Here is a 25,256-nt window from a genome sequence, read left to right as displayed (position 1 = left end):
ATAAAAAGCAACAGTTCTCTATCACTTTTAAAGCCTTAGAAAGTAATTATTGATCTAAACCCATAAGTAATGCTATTCTTTAAAACATAGCGAAAGACAACCAAATTTAGGAGTAGTGTTATGATTTCATCTTCGCAAAAGCAAGGACTTGTAATGATCGCGGTAGTTGTAGGCCTCATGACGCTACCGATGATGTACTAAAGCAAGTTACAAATAAAAAAAGGGACGCTTATAGCGTCCCTTTTTTGTTCAATTTTTCACTTAGAAAACAGGTGCAACTTTAATACATCCCAATTCGCATAATAGAAACCAGCAGCAGCTAAAGTCATTACCATCATAAGTAATATCGCAACTCGCCAAATAAAACGACCACTACGTGGCGTCAGTTCCTTCTCACACTCGTTACACATCATTATAAATTGATGTTGATCTTCCAATTGAGCATCATGCTCATTCACTACCTTATTACGACATGTTGCGATATAACGCAGCTTGATTATCATATCGTGCGGTAGCCTTTCTTCACAGCTTGTTACAAGCTCATGCAGGCCTTCGCCTTCAGCGTGATAGTGTAGTCTCAATAATTTTTCTATATTGCGAACTCTTGTCACCACTTTTTCAATGTCGGTCATCTTGGCCTCCCGCTCCACACTATAATTCTAGTCGAGCATTTCCTTATTCTTATACAAAATCACTGTTATTTACGAGAGAAAGAGACAATAAATAACAATGCTTTAAACCAAACTGGCTATTAAATGTGAAGTCTACCGAAAAATAATCAGCTTAGCTTACAACAGTTCACGAATAGTGGCTTTCAACACACATATCGATTGCCGAAAGACTAGAATAACCACCTCAACAATATGGAGGTTATATGCCCAATTCACTCTTTTTTTCTATCTTTGCACTCGCAGTTCTAGCGGCTTGGGCATTTCTTGTTTTCTACCGAAAACACATGCAAGGCGAAGATGCACCAGAAAAGAAAGTGAACGTCACGGTACTAGATAAACAGTCCATCGACCTTCCCGACGTAGAGCCAGGCCAAGAAGATCAAGAGTACTGGATTTACGTTCAACGAGGTGTCGTTGGTCCGAAACGAGAATTCCAAGTCGGCATCCACTACTTTCACGCGCTTAATCCAGGAGATAAAGGAACCCTAACCTATCAAGGTGATAAATTCTTGCACTTTGCGTTGAAACGCTAATCGTAAGCTGTCTCAAACAATTATTAGACTTACTTCTACGGCAATAACCAGCGTGTTTTTTCGGACTTAGATACCAACCAACTCATCCATAAAGCCCCTGCACCACTAATCACAATCCATAACGGAATGACCCAAACAGGATGCCCTTGATACCAACCGAACGCTTTCATTGGCCATAAAAAGATAGGGTGCAGCAGATAGATACCCAAACTGTGCTTACTGATAAAACCAACCACTTGATTACTTTTTTCAGATAACCCTTCTCCAAAATAGCGACACAGCATAAACACCATGCTTGCTGCCAATACGGTATTCAGCGTCTTGTAAGATAACCAACGGCCAACCGTGTACTCCTCAGCGATTAGACTCGCATCAACCACCATGTAAACCGTGGTTAATAACGCTAGCCCACCCAGTAACACACTCACACCAACTGTCATCTTGTTAAGTGGCACAGTCTTATACAGCAAGTAACCCAATGGTAAGTAACCGGTGTACAACCACAACTCGTGACTCCAAGGGCCATCGATTTTCAGTAAGAACAGCAATGTTGTGAACAACCATACCGCCGTAAAGGCATAGACCGATCTATCACCGTACTTTCTAACCATGATCTGCAAGAACGGAATCACAAAGTAGAGCGGGATGAAGTAATAGAAGAAACCAAGGTGGTAATAGGTGTAATGATGGTAGCTATTGAGCAACACGTCCCAACTGACGTCGGCATCAAAGCCCATTGCCGACCAACCCGACAGGTAGGTATAGAAAAGCGACCAGACAATGAAAGGTATCAGTACCTTGCCCAGACGACGCTTGAGGTAGTATTTGGCGTCAAACGGGCGTTGATCACTGAGCATCAGTGCGCCAGTAATCAAGATGAACACAGGCACAGCCCAACGGCTGAATCCATTGACGGTGATTGCTGTTAACCATTCGCCGAAAGGAATGGTTCCTAGCTCGTTGCGATAAGGCGCCAAAACATGAATCGCGATAACCGCTACGGCCGCGACACATCGTGCTAAATCAAAAAAGAGAATTCGCTGCTTCATGTAAATGCCTGATTAATATTCAATCATTCTACTATAGCAATAAAAAAGCTGACCGGAATAAATGCCAGGTCAGCTTATTGTTAAAGGAGAAGCATATCGCGAATTAAGATCATTCGACTTTAGATTATGAGACTTTAGCTCTTGTGAATGAAGCTCTTGCGAATGAGGATCATGCGGCTGATGTTTGCGGTACCTTAGGTAGGCGCAAAGAAATCACCGTTGTTATCGCTAAGAACACAAACGATACCCACAAACACGCAGACAAACCGGCCATTTGAAATACCAAACCCGACAGAATGGTGCCAATCAGACGGCCCATCGCATTCGCCATATAATAGAAACCAACATCAAGCGACACACCATCGCCTTTCGCATAACTCACAATAAGGTAGGAGTGGAGTGATGAGTTTACCGCGAAGATAGCGCCAAACACCATCAAGCCACCAATGATAGCTAACTCTGGTTGCCAACCTATCTGTACCGCATACGCAATACCAGCCGTCACAATAGCCAATGCGCCCGCCCACAATAGCGCAGCATGACCATCAGGCACCTTGCCTTGTGCTTTACCGGTAATCTTAGGTGCTATGCCCTGTACCAAGCCATAAGCGATGGTCCAAGCCGCTAAGAAGCCACCAACCCATGAATGATCCCAACCAAACACGCTGCCTAGATAAATAGGTAGAGCAATCACAAACCACACATCACGAGCACCAAACAGGAACATGCGTGCCGCAGACAGGATGTTGATGGATTCAGATTTAGAGAAAATCTGTTTGAACTTAGGTTTTGTTTTCGCTTTACCCATGTCCGCTTCTAAGCTCACCACACTACCAATGAAAACCAAGGTCAGTACAGCCGCCATCGCCAACACAGCATATTGGAAGCCAATTGTAGAAAGCAACAAGCCACCAATAAAGAAACCCGCACCTTTAAGCGCATTTTTAGAACCAGTCAGAATAGCGATCCACTTATACAAAGCACCTTGTTGCTCATCAGGCACCAAAGTCTTAATCGAGCTCTTTGCACTCATCTTATTGAGATCTTTAGCAATACCAGATAAGGCTTGCGCCGTCATCACCCACGGAATGGTCAACATTGCGGTTGGCACCGCGAGCATCCCCAAGGCGACGACTTGCATCCCTAAGCCGATGTTCATCGTCTTATTAAGTCCAAGACGAGCCCCTAACCAGCCACCGATTAGATTAGTGACCACACCAAAGAATTCATAGAAAAGGAACAGTGAGGCGATCTCTAACGAACTGTAGCCAAGATCGTAAAAATACAGGACCACCAGCATACGAAGTGCACCATCAGTAATGGTGAAGTTCCAGTAGTTGAAAGTCACCAACATATATTGGCGAACGCTCTTACTTAGATTTGAAAACATAATGCTATCTCTACGATCTAAACAAAAAGAGCTTTTAGAGCATAGGTGTCCAAAAGCTCTAATTCTTACTTTCCACTTAACTTATACTCAAAATAATTGGAGTTGCAGCTAGGCAACAAACAAGTTCAGCCCTATGAGCATAGGTGTTCTATGTGATTAGGGTGAACTTGCGCAGTTAACAACGCTGCAGGTTCAAGTATGAAGAGCTACGCAGAAGCTACGCCATTAATATACTCAACCTGGATTGGTTTAGTGAAGGCACCCGGGCGAAGTGACTGTACTTCTTGAACAATCTTGCTCAGATCCCAGCTCTTTTCTAACAACAAGTGTGCGGCCAACAAACCAGTACGGCCTGAGCCGCCCATGCAATGCATCGCAACCTTACCGCCGTTATCCACCACTTGGTGTAACGCAGGGCTCGCCGCCTGCCATTTCGCAGAAAAATCAGCGCCTGGCGCACAATCGTCTTCAATCTCGATCTGGAACCACTGCATGCCTAATGCTTGCGCTTTGTCACTTAGCTCAGAAACATTCTTGCTCGCCAGTTCTTGACTGTCTAAAGCTGTCACAATCGCTTCTACACCTTGCGCTTTAAGTTGAGCCAGAGATGCATCTAGGTCAGCTTCTTTGGTACCTGGGCACGGAGTAAGCACTAACGCACCAGTTTCTAAATCTAGTTGCCATGTTGGATGTGTCATTGTGTAATCTCTTAAAATTCTTATAGAACTAATACTCAAAATAATTGGAGTTGCAGGTAGGCAACCTTTGCCCTAAAAAGGAATGAAGTTCAGCCCTATGAGCATAGTGGGTCTATGTGATTAGGGTGAACTTACGCAGTTAACAACGCTGCAGCTTCAAGTATGAAGAGTATTATGCTAAACCGACAGTGCGAACTAACTCAGCGGTACGTGTCGCGTAGCCCATCTCGTTGTCGTACCAAGCGTAGATCTTAACCATGCGCTTACCCACTAACATGGTTGATAGTGCATCTACGATAGTTGAACGTTGGTCGCCTTTGTAATCGATAGAAACCAGTGGGCGCTCTTCAAAGCCAAGAATGCCTTTCAGTTCGTTTTCAGACGCTTCTTTTAGCATCGCATTGACTTCTTCCGCCGTAGTGTCTTGCTTCACTTCAAAGATGATGTCAGTCAGAGAGGCATTCGCTAGTGGCACACGGACCGCATGGCCGTTAATACGATTTTCCAGCTCAGGGAAGATCTCAACAATCGCTTTAGCACTACCCGTAGTTGTCGGGATAAGGCTCATGCCACATGCACGTGCGCGGCGTAAATCCTTATGGGGCGCATCAAGAATAGTTTGCGTGTTAGTGAGATCGTGAATAGTGGTGAAAGCTGCGTTTTCGATACCAAGTTTCTCGTTGATCACTTTAACTACTGGCGCAAGACAGTTCGTTGTACAAGATGCTGCGGTTACGATTTTGTGTACCGCAGGGTCGAAGATGTTGTCGTTCACACCAACAACGATGTTTGCGATGCCTTCTTCTTTCACTGGCGCTGATACCACAACACGCTTCACGCCCTGATCTAGGTATTTGTTTAGGAATGATGTCTTACGGTGAACACCGGTCGCTTCGATAACTACATCACAGCCAGACCAATCGATCGCGTCGATGTCGCGCTCTTTGGTGGTTTTGATGCGTTGACCGTTGATGCTCATCTCATCGCCTTCAACAGACACTTCATGGTTCCAACGACCTTGAACCGAATCGAACTCAAGAAGGTGAGCCAGCGTTGCTGTGTCGCCAGCAACATCGTTAATTTGAACAAATTCTAGCTCATCCCAATCGAATGCTGCGCGAAGTGCTAGACGGCCGATACGACCAAAACCATTAATACCTACTTTGACTGTCATTTTCTGTTCTCTCAGTTAATTGCCTTCATATTTTGAAGCCGCAGCGTTGTTGATTACGTTCACTTACCCTAATCACATAGGACATCTATGCTCATAGGGATAAGTTCACTTGTCGCCTAGCTGCAACTCCAACTATTTCGGCAATAAGTTTTAATGTACTTAAACGCAACATTGAGGGCGTGAAGTCATGGCTTCTAGTCGTTCAATGTCTTGTTGATATTCAGTTTTCAAACAGTTCGATGCGATAAGGTAATCAATTAACTTTAGCATCCAACCCGGTAAATCTTGTGACAAGCGATAAAACACCCATTGCCCTTGGCGAACGTCAGTCAAAATGCCATTTGAACGCAACTGCGCAAGATGGCGTGAAACCTTTGGCTGACTTTCTTGCAATGCCTGAGTCAACTCACCAACCGATAAGCACTCATTGCGAACTATCAACATTAAGCAACGCACTCGCGTTTCATCGGACAGTAATTTAAAAAATTGGTGAGGAAGCATAAAAACATACTCATATATGGATATACATATATATTAAATATAAAAAAACGCACGTCAAGGCGTGCGTTTCAATTGTCATTAAAGTTTAACAAAGATAAATCAAAGCTGGTTGGTGATCGTATGGCTCCAGCGTCGAGCTTCAGTGAGCTCTGTTTTAACCTGCTCCACGTTCAGCCCTAGATTTGCGCAATGCTCATCGATCTGTTGCCAATCTGCATGTTCAAAACTCTCTTCAAGCGCCAATAATGTGCCATAAGGCCCCTCTCTGCGAAGCAGAGCGACCTTGATGCTTTTACATAGCGGTAACTGCTCGACAAGGTTCTCTAGCGACAGGTCGAGCAGTGCATCCAACAACGAAAACAAACCAATCATAAAGGCTTGCTCTTGGTGCCCTTCAAATGCTTGGTAGCGAGACATACGCTGGCAAAACTGTGCACGCTGCAAAGACAAACCGTATAGCTCTTTTGGTTTTTTATCAGAGACATAAGAGGCCACCGCCAACGAAACAAACATTTTCAGCTTATCTTGCCCCAGATAAACCAAGGCCTGACGGAATGAAGAAATGGTAACTTCAAGTCGTGGAGACATAGTGTTCACAAAACGCAACAGCTTATAGGACAAAGCAATATCTTTAGCTACGATGCTTTCGACACGCTGGAAGTCAACATCAGGCTTACACACTTCCTGGAATAGCTCCATGGCAATCACTTGCTCTGGGCTAATGTACTTAGTCTTGATAATTTCTGGCTTACTAAAGAAATAGCCTTGGAAGAACTTAAAACCGGCCTCTTTTGCTTGCTGGAATTCTTGCTCGGTTTCGACTCTTTCAGCAAGAAAGCTAAACTTCTTCCCTTGATGCGCCTTCACCAAATCGCACGCCTCATCCAAACCCATCTGCATAATATCGAGCTTAACAATATGCGTGTACCTGAGAAAACGTTCCCACTCAGGTGTTGAGGTGAAATCATCAAGGGCAATCATATAACCCGCTTGATAGAGCTCTTTAACGGCCTCTAAGAGCTCATCGGTCGGTGTACAGGTTTCAAGAATTTCCACCACGACCTTGTCTTTAGGCAAGCTTAAAGGAAGCCGACGAATCAGGCTCTGGTACGGAAAATTAACAAAGCAACGTGAAGACGGAATCGAAGGGTTGAGTCCAACCGACAAGAAGTTCTCAACAATCAGACGATACGTTGCTCGATTGGACTCAATATGCGCTGGATAGGCATTCCTTTCTCCATCGCGAAACAACAGTTCATAACCAAGCGTGTTCTTATTACGATTTAAGATAGGTTGTCGAGCAACGTACGTAACGGTCATTTATTGATAACTCTAATTGGTTTAACGAGAACTCTATTGCTTTCACTAAGCTTTGGCAGCAGCCAGCAAGGCACCGCAGCCCATGAACATACCACCAAATATTTTATTTATCTTACCCATTATGCGATCTGAACGGATAAAACGCCCCATTTGTGAAGCTAATGAGGTGTAACCCAACATAACAACACTATCAATAAATACCGTCGTAACACCTAACACTAACAGTTGCGGTGCTTGCGGTTGTGTCGGGTCAATAAATTGAGGAAACAGAGCCACCAAAAATACGATAGATTTAGGGTTGGTGAGGTTAATAAGTACCGCATTTCTCAGCAGCTTGCCACTCGATAGGGTAGAGCTCTCTTCAGAAGCCACTAAGCTAGAGCTATCACGCCATTTTTGAATACCTAACCAAACAAGATAAACCACGCCAACCCATTTGATAATGATGAACGCCAATGCAGATTTAGCCACTAATGCACCGATACCCGCCCCCACCAACATGATGTGGAATGCAAGGCCTAGCTGTAAGCCTGCGATCGATGCGAGTGATTTCTTGGTGCCATAACTTAGCCCATTACTGATTGAATTCACGGTGCCGGAGCCCGGAGCCAAGCTAAACAAAATCGCAGTAACGACATAAGCAAGCCAAACATGAGTATCCATTTGCATTTCCTTACTAGTTCTTTAATCTAATAACATTAGTAGCAATAAAGCTCTCACACGTATTAGCTCAGGTAACTTTCCATGGAAAACCACAGTGTCACCCCGTTTTCTTACACGCAAGAACCTCAGTTCGAGCAAGCGATTAGACACCTGATCCCTACCCTTTGGCAACAACGAAAAGAAGGGTATATAACATCATCTGGTAAAAAGAAACTGTATTGGTGTAGCTTAACCTCATCAACACACACCAAAGCCATTGTGATTGCCAATGGTCGTATCGAATGTTGCTTAAAATACCAAGAACTCTTTTATGATCTCTACCAGCAAGGTTATGACGTTTATTCATTTGACCACCAAGGTCAAGGTCAGTCAGAGCGAATGGTAACAGACTCTGACATTGGTCACATTCATGAGTTTGATGATTATGTATCCGACATGTCTGACATCATTGACAGTTTTGACCTTAGCAAGTATGACAATCGTTACTTGTTGGCTCACTCAATGGGCAGCACTATTGCTACACGCTACTTGCAAACACACCCCGAACAGCCGTTTGACAAAGTCACCCTGTGCGCTCCAATGTTTGGTATCAATACCGAGTGGTATCTTAAGCCCATCGCGATGGTTGTTGGACAAGTACTCACCGCTTACCATATCAAGCCTGTCTATGCTCCAGGTCAACAAGCGTACAACTCAAAGCCATTTGAAACTAACCTGCTAAGCCACAGTCAGGTACGTTATCAATGGTTCCGAAACTTATATGAAGAGTCTCCCGCATTACAAGTAGGCGGAGCGAGTACCCGTTGGGTATGGCAAGGGTTAATGGCGGCAAAACAGTCAATCCAGCAAACTCGTCAAATCAAAATTCCGTTGCTGTTGATTCAGGCTGGGGAAGAGAAGATTGTCAGTAACTATGCTCAAATAAAGTTCATCAATAAGCTAAGAAAAACCAACCCCGTTTGCCAATTAAAAGTCATTGAAGGCTCTAGGCATGAGGTGTTATTTGAACAAGATAAATACCGTAACCAAACTCTGGATGCCATTATTCAGTTTTTTGTTTAGCTCAGCACACCAAGAGAGATTAATTACAACTAAGATAAGCGCTAAAGAGGAAGAGAAGTAAGTGAGCTTTGCCCTCTTTTCTTGCGCAGATTTGGCATACAATTTCTAGCTAAAGATATTGTAGTTACAACAATGCTAGCGTTGGCTAGTAACAATATTGGTTAAGCATTTTGCAATGAGGGTTAAATGACTATTTCTGCACTAAAAGATTCCGTGAAAATTGTTGCCTCCGATTTAGATGGTACGCTACTAGCACCTGATCATCAGCTCAGCGACTTTACTAAACAAACACTCACGAAGTTACACGACCAAGGTTATACCTTTATCTTCGCAACAGGTCGCCACCATGTCGATGTGGCAGGTATTCGTGAGATAGCTGGGATTCCGGCCTATATGATCACTTCAAACGGTGCACGTGTGCACGACCAGAATGATCAACTAATGTATAGCCAGAACGTGCCTCAGGAATTAGTACAACCGGTTATTGATATTGTTCGCCAAGATCCAAACATCTTTGTTCACATGTACCAGGATGAAGATTGGTTGCTGGATCGTGAAGATGAGATGCTCGCTAAATTTCACAGTGAGTCTGGCTTTAGCTACAAGCGCTTCGAAGCGGACAACGCACCAAGTGACGGCATTGCGAAAGTCTTCTTCACACACCCAGAGCAAGACCATGAATACCTAGTAACGTTTGAGCAAAAGCTAAGAGATACGTTTGGCGACAAACTGAACATCGCTTTTTCAACGCCTTGGTGTCTAGAAGTGATGGCAGCAGAAGTATCTAAAGGCCATGCGTTAGACGCTGTCGCGAAATCTCTGAACCTGACACTTGATAACTGCATTGCCTTTGGTGATGGTATGAATGATGCTGAGATGCTTGCTATGGCAGGTAAAGGCCTGATCATGGGCACATCGCATGAGAAAGTGATGAAAGCCCTGCCAGACAATGAAGTGATTGGCAGCAACGCAGACGATGCGGTTGCTCACTACTTAGAAAAACACCTGCTTTAATCTAGACAGGTCTAATCGAAGCCATCTGAGTAAATAAAAAAGCAGCCACTGGCTGCTTTTTTGAACCTTACGCTAAAACCTTCCTCTAACGTTAACGAGAACTGAGAACTTCTTTACTTAAAATAGTCTGCCACTCCTGCTCGGTAACAGGCATGATGGACAAGCGATTACCTCGTTTAACCAATGGCATCTCTGATAGTTCTGGCATGGCTTTCAATGTTGCTAAAGGAATCAATCGCTCGGTTACTCGCACAAACTCGACATCCACCATAATCCAGCGCGGGTTGTCTGGTGAAGATTTAGGATCGTAGTAATCACTCTCAGGCTCGAATTGAAAATGGTCTGGGTAGGCTTCTCTGGTTACTTTCGCGATCCCCGCTACGCCAACTTTTTTACATGATGAATGGTATATCATCACCAGATCTCCAAGTTTGACGTCATCTCGCATCATGTTTCGAGCCTGATAGTTGCGTACCCCCTCCCAACAAGAGGTTTTTTGTACCCTAAGAGTTTGAATAGAAAAGGTGTCGGGTTCTGTTTTAAATAACCAATATGCCATAATAAATCCAATTAACGGTTGCTTCGAGGAAGATATAACATGAAGGTAATGAAAAACCCAGTGACATGGCTAGTCGCATTCGCGCTACAAGGTTGTGTAACGGCGCCAGATACGCCGCAACAACCTGAAGTTCCACCAGCAATCTTGGATGAGCCACTCAGCATTCAACCGCAAACCTTCATCATGCGTGGTCAGGTTGTGGTTGGCCATGAGAGCCGAACCTTCACCCCTTGCGGTAGCCAGCAACAATACTGGTTAGATTTATCGCCAGCGTTGGCACTTGAAGCGCAAGGCTTAGCAACCAGACCTTATCAAGCCTTGTATGGTGAGCTCATCGGCCACCTAACGGTACCAAGCCAAACTGGATATAATGCCGACTTCACCGCGCGCTTCGTGGTTGACCAAGTCAATATCCTAACCGCAGAGAACCCTGATCGCTGTGACCAACCCTTGCGCTCTACTCATGTGTTCGGCAATGAACCATTCTGGTCTGCGACCTTTGATAAAGACCAACTCAAATACACTAAAATGGGCGAACAGCCACAGCGACTCAATATCGAATCAAGCCGCACTACACCAAGCACTCGTGACTACCAACTAGAAGGTCAATCAGCGCAAGGCGAGCTAAATCTTAAGAAAGAGAGCTGTAGCGATGGCATGAGTGACTCTATCTATGGCTGGGAAGCGAAACTCAATCTTAATGACAGCAAGTACAACGGCTGTGCAACAGTATCTAACCAAGATCCTACGCTAGACTGGAGCGGACTCTACTTCGCAAGCTCAACCCAAAACTCAGGGTTCTCTATCAACCTAGAACTCAACGATGACCACAGCGCAATCACGACTTACTCGTACAGCAATGGTGACCCTTCGATTGTTGAACAAGGCTTCTGGCAGCAACTCAACCAAAATCAGGTTCAAGTTGTGATGACTCGCCACCAGCAGCAATACCTGATCTCAGAGCGTATCTTCACGCTCGATAACGGCAAGCTGGTCGCTGAGAAAGAGAAAGTAGGCAATGTCGTCTACCCGATTGCCAATGGTGGGTTGGTATTGTTTGAAGCCAAAAGCAAGCAGGCGCAAGTGAACGCGACCACAAACGTTGATCTAGCTGCAAAGCAGATTAATTCGAGTGATCAACTTGATCCAAAAGTCGACCAAGCGATCCGCGAATACTTTAAGATCAATAACACCTCACCAGACAATACTAAGTACCGCTGGTTAACCTACGACTTAAATGGCGATGGTAAAGAAGAACTGTTTGCCCAGCTCGATTGGTGTGGCTCTGGTGGCTGTACACTGCTTATTTTTGAGAATCATCAAGATAACTGGCGCTTCAATAGCCGAGTGACATTGGTTAAGGGCGACATACGCTTAGGTAAATCACAAAACCACGATTGGCATGATCTGATCTTCAATGTCAGCGGCGGCGGAGCAACACCTGCAAAACATGTACTGTCTTACACTGGTGTGAGCTACCCACTCAACCCAAGCGTCGCGCCAGTCGCCGATGATGCTAATATCAGCGACGTGGTGTTATTTGCTGATGGCGTCTCACCCGCACAAAGTGGAGTCAAGCTGTAAACATGAGTAACCAACAAGCTTGCCCTAGTTGTGGCTTCACTCACCAATGTATTTGTCACCTGATACCTAGTGTTGAAAGCCAAATCGCTCTGGTACTGCTCACTCATGAGAATGAACTATCACGCGACACCAATACCGGGAAGCTGCTGCAACAATCGCTTGAGCAGTGCGAGTCATTCGTGTGGCAAAGGAAAACACCGCCAGCTGATTTAATATCATTGCTTGACGATAACACGCTACAACCTTTTCTGTTGTTCCCAAGTGAAAAGAGTATGGAGTGTCAGCAAGCGGTATTGAACGAAACGAATGACCGAAAACCGTTGTTCATCATCTTGGATGGCACATGGCAAGAAGCGAAGAAGATGCTCAACAAGAGCCCGTGGTTAAAAAACATTCCTCAGGTTCATCTCGATATTACGAGTGAATCTTCCTATACCCTACGCCGCAATCAAGACAGTGGTCATCTGTGTACCTGTGAGGTGGGTGTCGAACTATTCAAAGCATTAGGTGAAGAAGAGCCTGCAAGACTGATTGACGATTACTATCAACATTATCTCAAAGTATTCCAAGCGGATAAATGTGGTCACTCACTCAAATAGTTAAGTACAGAGGCTTGAGATAAATAGCGTAATCCAAAAGGGTGAGCCATAAGCTCACCCTTTTTACATCGTACTTTAATCTATTAACCAATTATTGTTTCACGTGAAACGATCTACTACGTCAATCGCCCTCATCAAAAAAGACGCTGGGGTTCACCAAAGTGGTAACCCTGCAAGTAATCAACCCCCATCTCCTCTGCTATTCGACATACCTGTTCATTATGTACGAACTCCGCTACCGTCTTAGCGTTTAAGATATGACAAAGGCTGACGAGTTGTTGAGCTATCTTACGTTGCTTCTTATCTTTATCGATATTACGAATCAGGCTACCGTCGAGCTTAATAATCTGTGGTTCAAGCTTGATGATCTCATCAATGTTGGAATAACCAGAACCAAAATCATCAACAATGATTCTCGCCCCAAGAGCACGGAAGTGATCACACACCTCAATCATTCGGCCATAATCTTTGATCTGTTCTGACTCGATAACTTCTATACCAAGTCTCGTGGGATCGTTGATGCCACAGATGGCAGCCTCGAGAATCTCAAGTGTCTTATCACTCAACAAGTCTTGTGGGGAAAGGTTGATCGAGAACGGGCTCTGCTTATCCGCCATATAACCTATTGTGTTCTTAATCATGTGTCGGCTAAGTCGAGTATAGAGATGCGTATCAGCAATCATAGGTAGAAACTTACCTGGTGGGACAATAGTACCATCTGATTCCATGATTCTGACCAAACACTCTTGGCCAATCATTTCGTGAGTGCCCGATGCCACAATAGGTTGTGAGTAAGTGATAATATTCTGATCTAAGATCGCTCGGCTTACGCAACTCAACCAACCTAGTTGTTCCTTACGATCCTCTTCACTGACTTGAATGTCTTTGGCATTAGTAATATGAGTATTATTACGCACCCCATAACGTCGAGCCTCAATCGCTTTTAACAAAATATCATCGCCCGTGTCGGTTAAGAAGTCGCAACGACTGGCGAAACCACCACACAGAGAAACCGACAGGTAATCAATATCGGTTAATCCATACGGCTCAAAATTAATGTGTTCAATATCATCAGCAAATTCAATGAAACCTTGCTCTATCTTCACGCTATCAACACTCGCATTAAAGATGATCGCCCATTCGCCAACCCCAATACTGAAAAGTTCTACTTTTAATTGAGACGCCTTACCCACACGAAGCTGCAATCGCTCAACAAAGTGATTGGACAAATCGAGTAACAACTGGTCCCCTACTTGGTAACCATATTTTTCGTTAACCTGATGAAAGTTGGTTAACTTGAGTGTCAGCAAATGTTCAGTGAGAGTAATCGTATTGAGGCGTTCTTTTAATACAATACGATTCGGTAAGCCAGTACGAGAATCAATCCGATAGCTTTCCGTTAATTTTCGAGCCTGTAGGTGAAGTTTTTTCTCCATCTGTGTGTTCACGCTATCGAGATCGGCGACTGCGTTTCTGACAAGATTAAGCAGTGGCGACACCGTTGAGCCACACTGAAAATCTTCACTGTGAAACTCTTTGATTTCGTCCGACTCGCGCATCGCAATGTAGGTGAGGCTGTGGTGAAGTATCTCTGGGCGATCTTCATTACGATATAACTCCCCCATACAGTATGCACCGCACGCATCCACTATCCCCTCAAATGGCTTCAACTCAAGCTTACTATCAATAAATTCCAACCGAGAGACACAGTTATAAATGATCACAGATTCAGGTTGATGCATAGCTAGCACCTCCGCACCATGACGAACTTTTTCTGCGCTCAAAGATGGGTGATTATAACAAAACTGCGCTTCCTCTCCGGTATGCCAAGGGCTATCAAACTCAATACTGCCATCATCATTAATGCGCCGCGGTGTCGAGATCTCCTTCTTTCTGCCTAACTCTCGATAGAGCGGAAAACTCATCAACTGGCTGAAAGGCAGGTCTTTTCCATCAGCAAGATAATATTTGAAAACGTCGATAGCTGGTTTGTCATTCAGCGAATATAAGCGGTTTCCCACCGCGTGAGTCACTCTCAATTTTACCCCAATCGGATTCCACTCAGAGTACGCATCCGACCACACCTTCAGTTTGGGGTTAGTCAAAGCCACTGCTACACAAGCGTGTTGGTAGGTCTGTTCGTTATGTAAAACCCAACGCCCAAATTCGCTTTCCTGACACAACCCACCAGCAATGGGGAATACGTAAGGTAGGTTTTCAAAAGCACTATAGATAGGGTAATCGCGACCTTCAATCTGATCGCACAGGCTTATCACCGCTTTGGTATCTTTAGATAGATCCAACTGGGAAGCCAGTACTTGGCTGTCATGATTGAGGTTGCCCGTAAAAAGCTGAACGGTAGAGGTTAAATTTGTTTCGTTAAATTCACTGATAATGACTAAGGTACATGCACTCTTGAGAGTGTTATCACAGATCACATGACGAGCACTCTGCCCGATTAAAGTGGCACGGTTTAAATGATTTAAGGCGACACTCGCAATACCACGAGCAACATCAGAGGATTGATCTGAGAAAAGTTGAATAAGGTATTGCTTATTGTCACACCACTCTCGCTGATCGAATTGAGATTTGAATAACTCCTCAGTATGTGCGAGAAATGTAAATGTTTGCATGCCAACCCTTGTTCCAAATCGAGTAAAGTGAATAACCTGCTATGACTGAAATGAATCGCGAATAACGCCGCACCAATAATTCTAGTCTAAACCAAGTTTGAATAGCGACTAATCTAGCTATTCAAATTATAAATGCGGCGTAATGAGCTTACAGTAGCGGTTAAATAAGTCGCACGAGATCGCTAAGTTGGTCTATTTCAACATCAGGTAGCACTCTTGCCTTAGGAGATAGGTATAAACTGGAACCAATGTCATTAAACCAGCATGCTTGGAAACCACTTCGCTTCGCACCGTAGACGTCGGTTCTAAGATGATCGCCAACATGAAGAATGTTCTCAGCATCACACGCTAAGTCTCGTTGGGCTTTATCAAACATATCTGGGTAGGGTTTAGCTCTGCCATCAGGGCCAGCTTTAAGGATTCGTTGAAAGTACTGGCCCAAACCGATTTGATGAGGATCCACATTACCATTAGTAATCGCAACCAAAGGAATACGTTGACTAAGTTCTGTCATCACTCGATGCGTTTCTTGAGGGACATCGACTTGATTACGTAGCCATAATGCATGTTCGATGCCTTCACGAGCCGCCTGCTCTGCTTGCTGCTGTGAATAACCCAACTGCAGTAAGCCGACCTTAATCTGAGTCTCGCGCCATACGGTGACATCGTGCTTTAAATTGGGGTTTTCAGCAGCGACCTGTTGTTTCACCCCCTGCCACTCTTCTTGTGATAAAGAAGCCGACACCGGATGTTTTTGATTCAACCATTGCGCCATCTCTTTTTCTACTTTCATTATCACAGGCCAGTTATCATACAAGGTGTCATCCAAGTCAAAGGTCATCGCTTTGATGGTCTTTAACCCTCGATAAATTCGCATAGTAAACCCTTATCTAACCTTTGTTCTTCTTACGTGCTCTTGGGTGAGCTTGATCGTACGCTTGGGCTAAGTGTTGGAAGTCTAAGTGGGTATACACTTGAGTAGTCGAGATATTTTCGTGCCCCAACAGTTCTTGGACAGCTCTAAGGTTCTGGCTAGACTCAAGCACATGCGTTGCAAACGAGTGGCGAAGTTTATGAGGGCTTATGTGGCTCGCTACAGATTGCTTCTTACCCCAATCTTCCATACGTTTTTGTACACTACGGTGAGAGATGCGCGTTCCTAACTTAGAGACAAACAAAGCGTTTTCACCTGGTGAAGCTAAGTCACCGCGTACTTTTAACCATTTGTCGACCCACTCTTTAGCCAAACCAGAAAAAGGCGCTTTGCGTTCTTTGTCGCCTTTACCAACCACGCGAATCTCACCCTGTCGACCCAACACATCTTTTAGATTGATGCTGACCAACTCCGCCAATCGTAACCCCGCACCATACATTACTTCCATCATAGCTCGGTCACGAATCGATAATGGGTCGTCTCCACTTACTTCAAGCAACTGACCAACCTCGTCGACATCGAGGTTTTTAGGTAAAGGACGCTGCTTGCGAGGTGCCGAGACCCCTTTGGCAGGGTTGGCGGTCATTTCGCCACGCAACACAAGGAAATCAAAGAAGCTACGCAGTGAAGACAAGCGTGTTGCAATACTGCTCGCTTTCATACCTTCACGCATGCCTTTGCTAGCAAGTTGTCTTACCCACGCCGCGTCCACTTGCCCCCAATCTTTCAGCCCGAGGGTGACCAAGTGTGCGGCCATAGTTTCAAGCTGTTGTTTGTAATTACGTTGAGTGTGTAGGCTAAGCCCCTTCTCGCTTCTAAGGTACTCATAAAAGCGAGAAAGTGGAGTTTGAAGACGATTAGGAAGAGGTGCTTTGGGCTCTAGGCTCATTATTTATCTGCCAAGGTAAGGTGTCCGCTAAATGCGCAACGACAAGCGCTAAATGGCGTAAAAATAGCGTATCCATATACGGTTGGAAATGACCACCATCTTCACTAGAAAAGGCGAGCAACCCCAACGGAGACTGCTTAGTAAGTGGTAGTACTACATAAGAGCCTAGCTCTGGAACTGGATAATCACCAAACAAATCGTGTCTGTCGGCTTTTCTCAAGCGCCCTAGATAAGCATCTTTGCCGTTGAAGTGGTTAAGCGAAAACTTAGAGTAACCCTCAGCACTCAACTGATAAAAGCCAGATTGCGAAAGAATTCGAACATGAGCCTTAAGCCCAAGATCTAACGCTTTTTGTTCAACGGCTTTTATCACCTGCATAAAGTCGTTGCACTTCAGTACTTGGACTTGAAGATCCATAAACTCATAGAAAGTTTTATCGTTATTCGCCGCCAGCGACATCAAGCCAGTGATCTCTTCTTCGAGCTCTTCAATTCTATGACGTTGTCGTTTTAGCTGGACTTCAACTAAGGAAACAGCGCCCTGCTCAACATTATTGATAGCAAGGCGATCAACCAAACCTTTCCTATCTTGAAAAAAATCTGGGTTATCACGTAAATATTCCGCGACCACTTCTGCGGTGAGTGCATCGGCTTCAACGTAAGACAAAACCTATCCTTTATGTTTTATGAATCTATTAGTGATGAATCGTTATTAACAAGAAAGTTGACCATCAAACACATGTGTTGCAGGGCCTGTCATAAACAGAGGCTTACCCGGGCCTTGCCAACTAATGTGTAAGTCACCGCCAGGTAAACGAACCTTCACATTCTCAGCCAGCAAGCCTTGAATAATACCAACCGCAACCGCGCCACATGCTCCGCTGCCACATGCTTGAGTTTCACCTGCACCACGTTCGTAAACACGCAAGCGAACCTCTTCACGGTTAACCACTTGCATAAAGCCAGCATTCACACGCTCAGGGAAACGTTCATGTGATTCAAGAAGTGGACCTAGCGTTTCAACATCAGCAGTATCCACATCATCAACAACCGTGACGACATGTGGGTTACCCATGCTCACGGCGCCACAGAATAAAGTGTGCTCGTCCGTTCTTAGGATATACGTCTTCTCTGACTGCTTTGCCTTAAAGGGAATCTTGCTAGGTTCTAACTCAGGCACCCCCATATTGACGGTGATCTGGTCATTATCCTCAATCTTAAGAACCATTTTACCTTTCTTGGTGCTCACGTTGATGCTGTATCTATTCGTTAAACCTTTCATTCGAACGAATCGTGCAAAACAACGAGCGCCATTACCACACTGTTCCACTTCACTACCATCCGCATTAAAGATACGGTAATGGAAATCAGTTTCTGGATCATAAGGAGCCTCAACGACAAGCAGTTGATCAAAGCCCACACCAGTGTGACGATCCGCCAAACGACGGATCAAATCTGGAGAAAAGAAGATATTTTGAGTAATGCAGTCCACGACCATGAAATCATTGCCCAAACCATGCATTTTAGAAAAGTGGAAGTGCATAACGCTTAAAATTACTCCGGAAGAATGTTTTCAAGTTCCCACAGACTCGTAAGCTCTTCACGCTGACGAACCAAATGAGTTTTATCGCCATCCACCATCACTTCAGCCGCACGCGAACGAGTGTTGTAGTTAGATGACATCGCGAAGCCATAAGCACCAGCGGAGCGAACTGCTAGTAGGTCACCTTCTTCAAGAACAAGGTCACGATCTTTACCTAGGAAGTCACCCGTTTCACAGATAGGGCCAACCAAATCATAGGTCACAGACTCACCCTGACGTGGGCTCACTGGCACAATATCCTGCCATGCTTGATAAAGCGCGGGACGCATCAAATCATTCATTGCTGCATCTATGATGGCAAAATTCTTATGTTCTGTTGGCTTCAGGAACTCGACTTTTGTTAATAATACACCAGCGTTCGCCGCAATCGCTCTTCCTGGTTCAAAAATCAGCTCCAGATCAGAATGATTTTCTAATCGAGCAAGCAGAGCTTTCGCATAATCGGAAGGTTGTGGTGGCAATTCATCGCGATAAACCACACCCAAACCACCACCTACATCGAGGTGCTTGATATTAATACCATCAGTTCGCAATTGATCGATAAGTGCAAGCAGACGGTCTGTTGCATCGATGAATGGTTCGAGATCCGTTAACTGAGAACCAATATGACAATCGATACCATGGATAGATAAGTTATCGAGTGTTTGTGCAAAAGCGTACACTGCAGGAGCACGATCGAAAGCAATGCCAAATTTGTTATCACGTAAACCAGTAGAAATATAAGGGTGAGTGTTAGCATCAACATCTGGGTTGATACGCAGTGAAATAGGCGCTTTAACACCCAATTCGCCCGCCACTTTATTTAACCGTTCGAGTTCTGGTTCAGACTCTACGTTGAAACACTTAATGTTCAACTCAAGCGCACGCTTCATTTCAGCGGCTGTTTTACCGACACCAGAGAACACAACCTTTGCCGGATCGCCACCGGCAGCAATCACACGCTCTAACTCACCGCCAGAAACGATATCAAAACCTGAGCCCAAGCGAGCTAAAGTATTCAATACACCAAGGTTTGAGTTAGCTTTAACGGCATAACACACCAAGTGCGGATGCTCACCAACTGATGAATCGAACGCGTTCCAGTGGCGTTCTAATGTTGCACGAGAATATACATACAGCGGTGTACCATATTGCTCTGCGAGTTGTGAAAGTGCGACGTCCTCAGCCCAAAGCTGGCCATCTTCCTGATAGTTGAAGTAATCCAAAGTTCTTATCCCTTATAAATAACGATTTCTGCGTGTTTCACTTATTCTGATTGTTCTGCCTGTTGTACTTCATCAGGATCGTACAACGGACCTGTTTGACCACAACCAGAAAGTCCAATAACGGACACCATAAACAGAGCGGTAATTAATTTTTTCATTTTGCATATCGTGATTATTAACTCAATGCCCCCTATAATCGCACCACACTCAGGAAAAGCAATAGGATAGAAAGGATGAACGATACTGAATTTCATCAACTGGTCGATATACAGATGCAAAACATCGAAGAAGCCATCGATGAATCAGAGGCAGATGTTGATTACGAAGTGACAGGCAACGTGATGACGCTGGAATTTGAAGACCGCAGCCAGATCATCATCAATCGCCAGGAACCAATGCATGAGGTCTGGTTAGCGTCGAAATCTGGAGGCTTTCACTTCAAGTTAGTTGGCGACAAGTGGACATGCTCAAAGACTGGTATGGAACTGTTTGAGATGGTTAAAGAAGAGTGCGTGAAGCACGCAGGTGAAGAAATTGATTGGGTTTAATCATTTGTAAGAAAAACTAAAAGGAGTGAATCAATCACTCCTTTTTAATATCTACCCGCTGAGATAAACCTAAATATTTACTATCTTTGAACTCCGCGAAGACAAAATAGCATCATTGCGATAAGGCACAACATAAGAACTGCCTTCTTCCGGATGAACAATTTGGTAATACTGAGGTAGATTGAAATTAATCAACTTAGATGACACCTTTGTCTCATCTTTTACCGAGGTATAGAAAGAGTTCACGCTCGCAATCATCTCATCTTTCTCACCATTGTATTGGTGGTAAGCCTCAATTTGATTAGATTCATCCAATACGTAAATATTGAAACCTTTATCCGTATCTTCAAAGAAAAATTGAATTAAACCTTCACTCGCAAAACCATCCACCACTTCTGGTAGTTGGTATTCTTGCTCTTTATCGAGCATCAATAGTGGTGAGCCCTTCAACTTATTTGTTGAAATACTACGATAGAAATCAACCGAATTTTCGAGCATTTGTACCGATACTCCACGGCGTTCGAAGAACAGACCGAACATCTTGTTCGCTAAGCGGATAGCCTTAAAGCGACGACGTTTCTCTGGTTCGATCGGTTTCAAGCGTAAATCAATACACTCAGCCAGTAATTGATAAACCATGTTACGCATCACACCGCGCAAGTTTTTGCTGTAGCAGAAAACATCAACAGACTCTGGAGGTAAAGCATCTTGGTGCATTTTTCCAAGTACCGTCTTCAAAGCATCTAGCATTGCAGTATCACCTTGGAAATGAAGTGTACGCACTTCATGCCAAGAGTTTCGATAAACCAAATCAACACTGCCGACTAAGCTCTTGCCTTCTTCTCCAAAACTGAAAATATCAGCGTTCTTCACATCTACTTTCAATGCACGACCCGTTAACTCCGAAGTCGGGTCGTTTTCGAAGTTGATGAACATCGCCAGTTGGCTTATCTCACACGGACTCGCGAGCGCTTGCATACTTGGACGACGCTTACGCAAAGAAAACGTATTACGCAGATCACTCACCATTTGATAGAACTTATCAATATCAATATGAGCATCACGAACGACAGAATGCAAACGAGTTGATTCCGTAATTAAACCATTAAAGAATGACCAAGCCACCAACTTACTCAAGTACTCATGGTGCTCGAGCGATGGCTGACCAAGGATTCGATGGGCAACCAGTGGTTGTTTATACAGATACCAACCGGCCTTGTTAGCTTGGCCTTGGCGAACCTCAATAAAGCTCAAATCCGGCTCATGAAGATCCGGTGAGATTTGTGGGTTCAATAACGTCACTTTACCTGGTAACACTTCAAAAGCCGCATAAAGCTTACGAGCTAGGATACTGATATCTTGTGGGCTAATCGCTGAAGTAATGTTATTACGACGAGCAAACTGAATCAGGTTACGATAGCTCAGCATCAATGCATCAAGCAGTGCATGGTGCACAACTTTAACCTGCTCAACCTTCCAGTTACGGCGGTTATCGAGCTCTGCAATGATTTCATTCCCCCAATTCCAAGATGTTGTCATCTCAGTCAAAGCTTCACGACGCCAGGCCACAGACCCCATACCCGCTTCACGTGACAGTTTCTCATGGGTTTTCAGGTAGAAACAGCGTCTCACTAGATCCAATCGAATATGATCATTTATCCGCTCTAGGTAACGAGTCACCTTCTCGAGCATCAGATAGTAACTGTCCATACCATAGAGATCAGGTTCATCCGTAAAAAAGCGACGCTTGGTATCAATACTTAGAAGTTGTGTATTTGGGTATTCCCAAGAATAAGCTTCTAACAAGATCGCCTTCAACACCGATTTATACGGTGAGTCAATACTCTTATACAGTTGCCACAAGTTGGACCCAAAATACTCTTCAGCAGGGATGCTATTCAACTTACCGAAATCAATCCACTGCGAACAATCAAGAGCCCCACCCTGACATAAGCCTTGAACATACTCGTCATAGCACTCCTCCATTTCTGGCGGAATGATTTGCCATAACAGGCGTTGACCAGCCAAACGAACCGCAGAACGATAAAATTCATCAAGTAATAATAGGTGCTGAGACGAGCCACAATTATCTCCAGTCATCTCTTCAGAATGATTCGAACGGAAACGCTCTTCGTCCATCAGGAAGAAGTTAGCTTCAATGCCTAAGGTTTCAGCCCAGTCCGTAATAAGCAGACATTTATTCGTCAGGCTATCACGTGACGCGCCATCCATATCCGACGAAACACAGACCCAAATATCGAGATCACTAGAGGTGCTTTGGCCAATAGAAGAAGTGCTACCCATAGTGTACAAACCCAAGATAGCAGGCTCAGTAGCCTCGGTGAGTTTACCACCCAGCGTTAATTCAGTATCAGAGACAAATTGCTTTTGGAATGAGTTTAAGGTGAAGCTTCGTATTCCAAAAGGAACTTGCTCGTCGTAATAACCAGGCATCATGGGATGATTAAAATGAAGCAGTGCAGGTATTAGGTTGAAAACTTGCTGGCCTTGCAAATTCATCAACGCCAACGCTCGATCAATGCGCTGTTGGTTTAGATTGTCCAATCGTTGAATCAAAGTCTGAGTGTAAGCCTGCAAGGTAAGTCCTTGGTTTAAGATAAATGCACTTCTGTTTAGTTACTAAACGATACAAGCAACAAAACGTGATCAATTTAACACTTTTACCTTTAATGGTAAAGCAAAGGAACCAGTCTCGCCTATCAATTCCTTAATGACAATAAGTAAAAATCACGGCGCCGTAGTGTCCTCTTTATTGACTATTTCTAATAATAGCCCATGTTTCAAATGAGATACTAATCACACTATTTTGGTGAACTAATGAAAATTCGTCAGCTATCAAAGCATGGGATGATCAAACAGTAAAAATTTTCTTTTCACAATGATAGGATTGAGCAATTAAAGAACCTATACCGGAAACACCATGACAAATTCAGCACCAATCCGTATCGCCACCAGAAAAAGCCCTCTTGCCCTTTGGCAGGCATACTTTGTAAGGGATGCTCTTCAAGCTGCTCACCCTGGTTTAGAGGTTGAGTTGGTAACTATGGTGACCAAAGGTGACGTCATCCTCGATACCCCGCTTGCTAAAGTCGGTGGTAAAGGGCTGTTCGTAAAAGAACTCGAAGTGGCAATGCTAGAGGGTCGTGCTGACCTAGCCGTTCATTCCATGAAAGATGTCCCTGTCGACTTTCCTGAAGGTCTCGGTTTGGTGACAATTTGTGAACGTGAAGATCCTCGTGATGCTTTCGTTTCAAATACCTACAACAACATCGATGAACTACCACAAGGTGCTATCGTTGGTACATGTAGCCTGCGTCGCCAGTGTCAATTACTCGAATACCGTCCTGATCTAATCATTAAAGAACTGCGTGGTAACGTGGGGACTCGTTTAGGTAAACTTGATAATGGACAATATGACGCTATCGTACTGGCAGCGGCTGGTCTTAAACGCCTAAAACTAGAAGAACGCATCCGCAGCTTCATCGCACCCGAACAATCTCTACCTGCCGTTGGACAAGGTGCGGTAGGGATCGAGTGTCGTCTTGATGATGAACGACTGATTAAACTTCTTGAACCACTTAATGACAAAGACACCGCTGATCGTGTGCTATGCGAACGTGCAATGAACCTGACTCTGGAAGGTGGTTGCCAGGTTCCTATCGGTAGCTACTCACTATTGGATGGCGACAACATTTGGCTACGCGCCCTTGTCGGTGAACCGGATGGCTCTAAAATGGTTCGCGGCGAGATCTCAGGCTCTCGTAAAGATGCTGAAGCTCTGGGCACTACTCTAGCAAATCAATTGCTGGATGAAGGTGCGAGAGAAATCTTAACCAAGCTCTACGCAGACCAAGAATAATCATGACCGTGTTGGTAACTCGCCCCGGGACTGAGGGGCAATCGCTTTGCCAACAACTCGCGGATGAAGGGATTCAAGCAACCCATCATCCGCTTATTCGTATCGTTGATAATCCAGACTCAGTGGATTTAAGTACCCAGCTTAATAGTAGCGATATCATTATTGCAGTCAGTCACCATGCCGTGACTGCTGCCCAGAGCATCCTTTCGAAAACCTCATCTATTTGGCCAACTTCGCCGCTTTATCTTGGCGTCGGTCAAAAAACCGCGCATATTTTAAGCAAGTCTTGCAAACAAAAAGTAAACTACCCTCAGGTGAGTGATAGTGAACACCTTCTTAAACTGGCTGAACTTAATAGCGTAAATAATAAATCCATTTTGATATTGCGTGGCAATAGTGGGCGGGAGCTTATTAGGGATTCTTTAATCAAGAGAGGTGCACAAGTCTCTTATTGTGAGACCTACCGTAGAGAATATATTCCTATTAACGACCACAATACCTATCAAACATGGGTCAACAAAAAAACATCTAAAGTTGTCATCACTAGTCAGGAACAATTGGAGTACCTCTGCTCAATAACTCCTGACGAGTATTTGGCTTGGCTTTCAACAAGACAACTATTTGTCCCAAGTCAGCGCATAGCAGAACGAGCACAACAGCTCGGGTTCTCCAATGTGGTTAATACTCAAAGTGCTACGAACCAAATATTACTGGCTGCTCTCCGGCCTTAGCTAGAAACAGGAAATA

25 protein-coding genes are annotated in these 25,256 nt (G+C 44.4%); 8 read left to right on the top strand and 17 right to left on the bottom strand.

Features of this window, described 5'->3' with window-relative positions:
- Positions 1–257 precede the first annotated feature (257 nt).
- The gene (locus OCV24_RS00470; RefSeq protein WP_017055526.1) at positions 258–632 is read right to left on the bottom strand and encodes a hypothetical protein; all 375 of its coding nucleotides are present in this window, start codon (positions 630–632) and stop codon (positions 258–260) included.
- A 242-nt stretch (positions 633–874) separates the two neighbouring features.
- Between OCV24_RS00470 and OCV24_RS00465 the strand changes: the two genes are divergently transcribed.
- A complete protein-coding gene (locus tag OCV24_RS00465; RefSeq protein ID WP_150879327.1) occupies positions 875–1,204 on the top strand; it encodes a DUF2500 domain-containing protein in 330 nt (109 codons plus the stop codon).
- A gap of 35 nt (positions 1,205–1,239) precedes the next feature.
- Here the strand turns inward: OCV24_RS00465 and OCV24_RS00460 are convergent, their stop codons facing one another.
- The 7 genes from OCV24_RS00460 to rhtB form a co-directional block, all read right to left on the bottom strand.
- Complete coding sequence (locus OCV24_RS00460; protein WP_017055528.1) at positions 1,240–2,253, bottom strand: acyltransferase; 1,014 nt, start codon at positions 2,251–2,253, stop codon at positions 1,240–1,242.
- A 169-nt stretch (positions 2,254–2,422) separates the two neighbouring features.
- On the bottom strand, positions 2,423–3,643 hold the full coding sequence (gene arsJ / locus OCV24_RS00455; RefSeq protein ID WP_029626864.1) for an organoarsenical effux MFS transporter ArsJ: 1,221 nt from the start codon (positions 3,641–3,643) through the stop codon (positions 2,423–2,425).
- 206 nt (positions 3,644–3,849) lie between these two features.
- The gene (locus OCV24_RS00450; RefSeq protein ID WP_150879326.1) at positions 3,850–4,341 is read right to left on the bottom strand and encodes a cyclin-dependent kinase inhibitor 3 family protein; all 492 of its coding nucleotides are present in this window, start codon (positions 4,339–4,341) and stop codon (positions 3,850–3,852) included.
- A 172-nt stretch (positions 4,342–4,513) separates the two neighbouring features.
- Positions 4,514–5,515: an ArsJ-associated glyceraldehyde-3-phosphate dehydrogenase gene (locus OCV24_RS00445; RefSeq protein WP_146448106.1), complete on the bottom strand. Its 1,002-nt coding sequence runs from the start codon at positions 5,513–5,515 to the stop codon at positions 4,514–4,516.
- Positions 5,516–5,674: 159 nt separating this feature from the next.
- Positions 5,675–6,016, bottom strand: coding sequence for a metalloregulator ArsR/SmtB family transcription factor (locus tag OCV24_RS00440; protein WP_150879325.1), 342 nt, complete (start codon positions 6,014–6,016; stop codon positions 5,675–5,677).
- A 99-nt stretch (positions 6,017–6,115) separates the two neighbouring features.
- The gene (locus tag OCV24_RS00435) at positions 6,116–7,336 is read right to left on the bottom strand and encodes an EAL and HDOD domain-containing protein (RefSeq protein WP_060468840.1); all 1,221 of its coding nucleotides are present in this window, start codon (positions 7,334–7,336) and stop codon (positions 6,116–6,118) included.
- A 45-nt stretch (positions 7,337–7,381) separates the two neighbouring features.
- Complete coding sequence (rhtB, locus tag OCV24_RS00430) at positions 7,382–7,999, bottom strand: homoserine/homoserine lactone efflux protein (RefSeq protein ID WP_046224935.1); 618 nt, start codon at positions 7,997–7,999, stop codon at positions 7,382–7,384.
- 81 nt (positions 8,000–8,080) lie between these two features.
- Here rhtB and OCV24_RS00425 point away from each other — a divergent pair, with 81 nt between their 5' ends.
- Together OCV24_RS00425 and OCV24_RS00420 are read left to right on the top strand one after the other, a co-directional pair.
- Complete coding sequence (locus OCV24_RS00425) at positions 8,081–9,061, top strand: alpha/beta fold hydrolase (protein WP_017055535.1); 981 nt, start codon at positions 8,081–8,083, stop codon at positions 9,059–9,061.
- Between the two features lie 186 nt (positions 9,062–9,247).
- Complete coding sequence (locus tag OCV24_RS00420) at positions 9,248–10,075, top strand: Cof-type HAD-IIB family hydrolase (RefSeq protein ID WP_150879324.1); 828 nt, start codon at positions 9,248–9,250, stop codon at positions 10,073–10,075.
- A 91-nt stretch (positions 10,076–10,166) separates the two neighbouring features.
- Here the strand turns inward: OCV24_RS00420 and OCV24_RS00415 are convergent, their stop codons facing one another.
- Complete coding sequence (locus OCV24_RS00415) at positions 10,167–10,634, bottom strand: EVE domain-containing protein (RefSeq protein WP_017055537.1); 468 nt, start codon at positions 10,632–10,634, stop codon at positions 10,167–10,169.
- 39 nt (positions 10,635–10,673) lie between these two features.
- Here OCV24_RS00415 and OCV24_RS00410 point away from each other — a divergent pair, with 39 nt between their 5' ends.
- Both OCV24_RS00410 and OCV24_RS00405 read left to right on the top strand, forming a co-directional pair.
- Complete coding sequence (locus OCV24_RS00410; protein ID WP_150879322.1) at positions 10,674–12,218, top strand: COG3650 family protein; 1,545 nt, start codon at positions 10,674–10,676, stop codon at positions 12,216–12,218.
- Positions 12,219–12,220: 2 nt separating this feature from the next.
- Positions 12,221–12,817, top strand: a complete 597-nt coding sequence (locus OCV24_RS00405) for a tRNA-uridine aminocarboxypropyltransferase (RefSeq protein ID WP_150879321.1) — start codon at positions 12,221–12,223, stop codon at positions 12,815–12,817.
- Positions 12,818–12,951: 134 nt separating this feature from the next.
- Here OCV24_RS00405 and OCV24_RS00400 read toward each other — a convergent pair whose 3' ends face one another.
- The 7 genes from OCV24_RS00400 to lptM form a co-directional block, all read right to left on the bottom strand.
- On the bottom strand, positions 12,952–15,450 hold the full coding sequence (locus OCV24_RS00400) for a bifunctional diguanylate cyclase/phosphodiesterase (protein WP_137034145.1): 2,499 nt from the start codon (positions 15,448–15,450) through the stop codon (positions 12,952–12,954).
- 160 nt (positions 15,451–15,610) lie between these two features.
- A complete protein-coding gene (gene yigB / locus OCV24_RS00395; protein WP_060468847.1) occupies positions 15,611–16,327 on the bottom strand; it encodes a 5-amino-6-(5-phospho-D-ribitylamino)uracil phosphatase YigB in 717 nt (238 codons plus the stop codon).
- 13 nt (positions 16,328–16,340) lie between these two features.
- Positions 16,341–17,273 carry a tyrosine recombinase XerC gene (xerC, locus tag OCV24_RS00390; protein WP_029626866.1) on the bottom strand — a complete coding sequence of 311 codons (933 nt, stop codon included), beginning with the start codon at positions 17,271–17,273 and terminating at the stop codon, positions 16,341–16,343.
- Positions 17,242–17,940: a DUF484 family protein gene (locus tag OCV24_RS00385; protein WP_046224941.1), complete on the bottom strand. Its 699-nt coding sequence runs from the start codon at positions 17,938–17,940 to the stop codon at positions 17,242–17,244. The genes xerC and OCV24_RS00385 overlap by 32 nt, the downstream gene beginning before the upstream one ends.
- A 45-nt stretch (positions 17,941–17,985) precedes the next feature.
- A complete protein-coding gene (dapF, locus tag OCV24_RS00380) occupies positions 17,986–18,816 on the bottom strand; it encodes a diaminopimelate epimerase (RefSeq protein ID WP_017055544.1) in 831 nt (276 codons plus the stop codon).
- Positions 18,817–18,827: 11 nt separating this feature from the next.
- Positions 18,828–20,081, bottom strand: coding sequence for a diaminopimelate decarboxylase (gene lysA, locus OCV24_RS00375; protein ID WP_017055545.1), 1,254 nt, complete (start codon positions 20,079–20,081; stop codon positions 18,828–18,830).
- Positions 20,082–20,122: 41 nt separating this feature from the next.
- Complete coding sequence (lptM, locus tag OCV24_RS20840; RefSeq protein ID WP_408059362.1) at positions 20,123–20,239, bottom strand: LPS translocon maturation chaperone LptM; 117 nt, start codon at positions 20,237–20,239, stop codon at positions 20,123–20,125.
- Positions 20,240–20,314: 75 nt separating this feature from the next.
- Between lptM and cyaY the strand changes: the two genes are divergently transcribed.
- Positions 20,315–20,629 carry an iron donor protein CyaY gene (gene cyaY / locus OCV24_RS00365; protein ID WP_017055547.1) on the top strand — a complete coding sequence of 105 codons (315 nt, stop codon included), beginning with the start codon at positions 20,315–20,317 and terminating at the stop codon, positions 20,627–20,629.
- Between the two features lie 69 nt (positions 20,630–20,698).
- On the opposite strand, the gene OCV24_RS00360 is transcribed toward cyaY, so the two are convergent.
- The gene (locus tag OCV24_RS00360; RefSeq protein WP_017055548.1) at positions 20,699–23,227 is read right to left on the bottom strand and encodes a class I adenylate cyclase; all 2,529 of its coding nucleotides are present in this window, start codon (positions 23,225–23,227) and stop codon (positions 20,699–20,701) included.
- A 343-nt stretch (positions 23,228–23,570) separates the two neighbouring features.
- Between OCV24_RS00360 and hemC the strand changes: the two genes are divergently transcribed.
- On the top strand, positions 23,571–24,509 hold the full coding sequence (gene hemC / locus OCV24_RS00355; RefSeq protein WP_137034146.1) for a hydroxymethylbilane synthase: 939 nt from the start codon (positions 23,571–23,573) through the stop codon (positions 24,507–24,509).
- Between the two features lie 2 nt (positions 24,510–24,511).
- Positions 24,512–25,240 carry a uroporphyrinogen-III synthase gene (locus OCV24_RS00350; protein WP_146443919.1) on the top strand — a complete coding sequence of 243 codons (729 nt, stop codon included), beginning with the start codon at positions 24,512–24,514 and terminating at the stop codon, positions 25,238–25,240.
- The last annotated feature ends 16 nt before the right edge of the window (positions 25,241–25,256 follow it).

The sequence above is a fragment of the Vibrio kanaloae genome, from assembly GCF_024347535.1.
GTDB lineage: Bacteria > Pseudomonadota > Gammaproteobacteria > Enterobacterales > Vibrionaceae > Vibrio > Vibrio kanaloae.
This window is presented reverse-complemented; position numbering and strand designations above follow the sequence as displayed.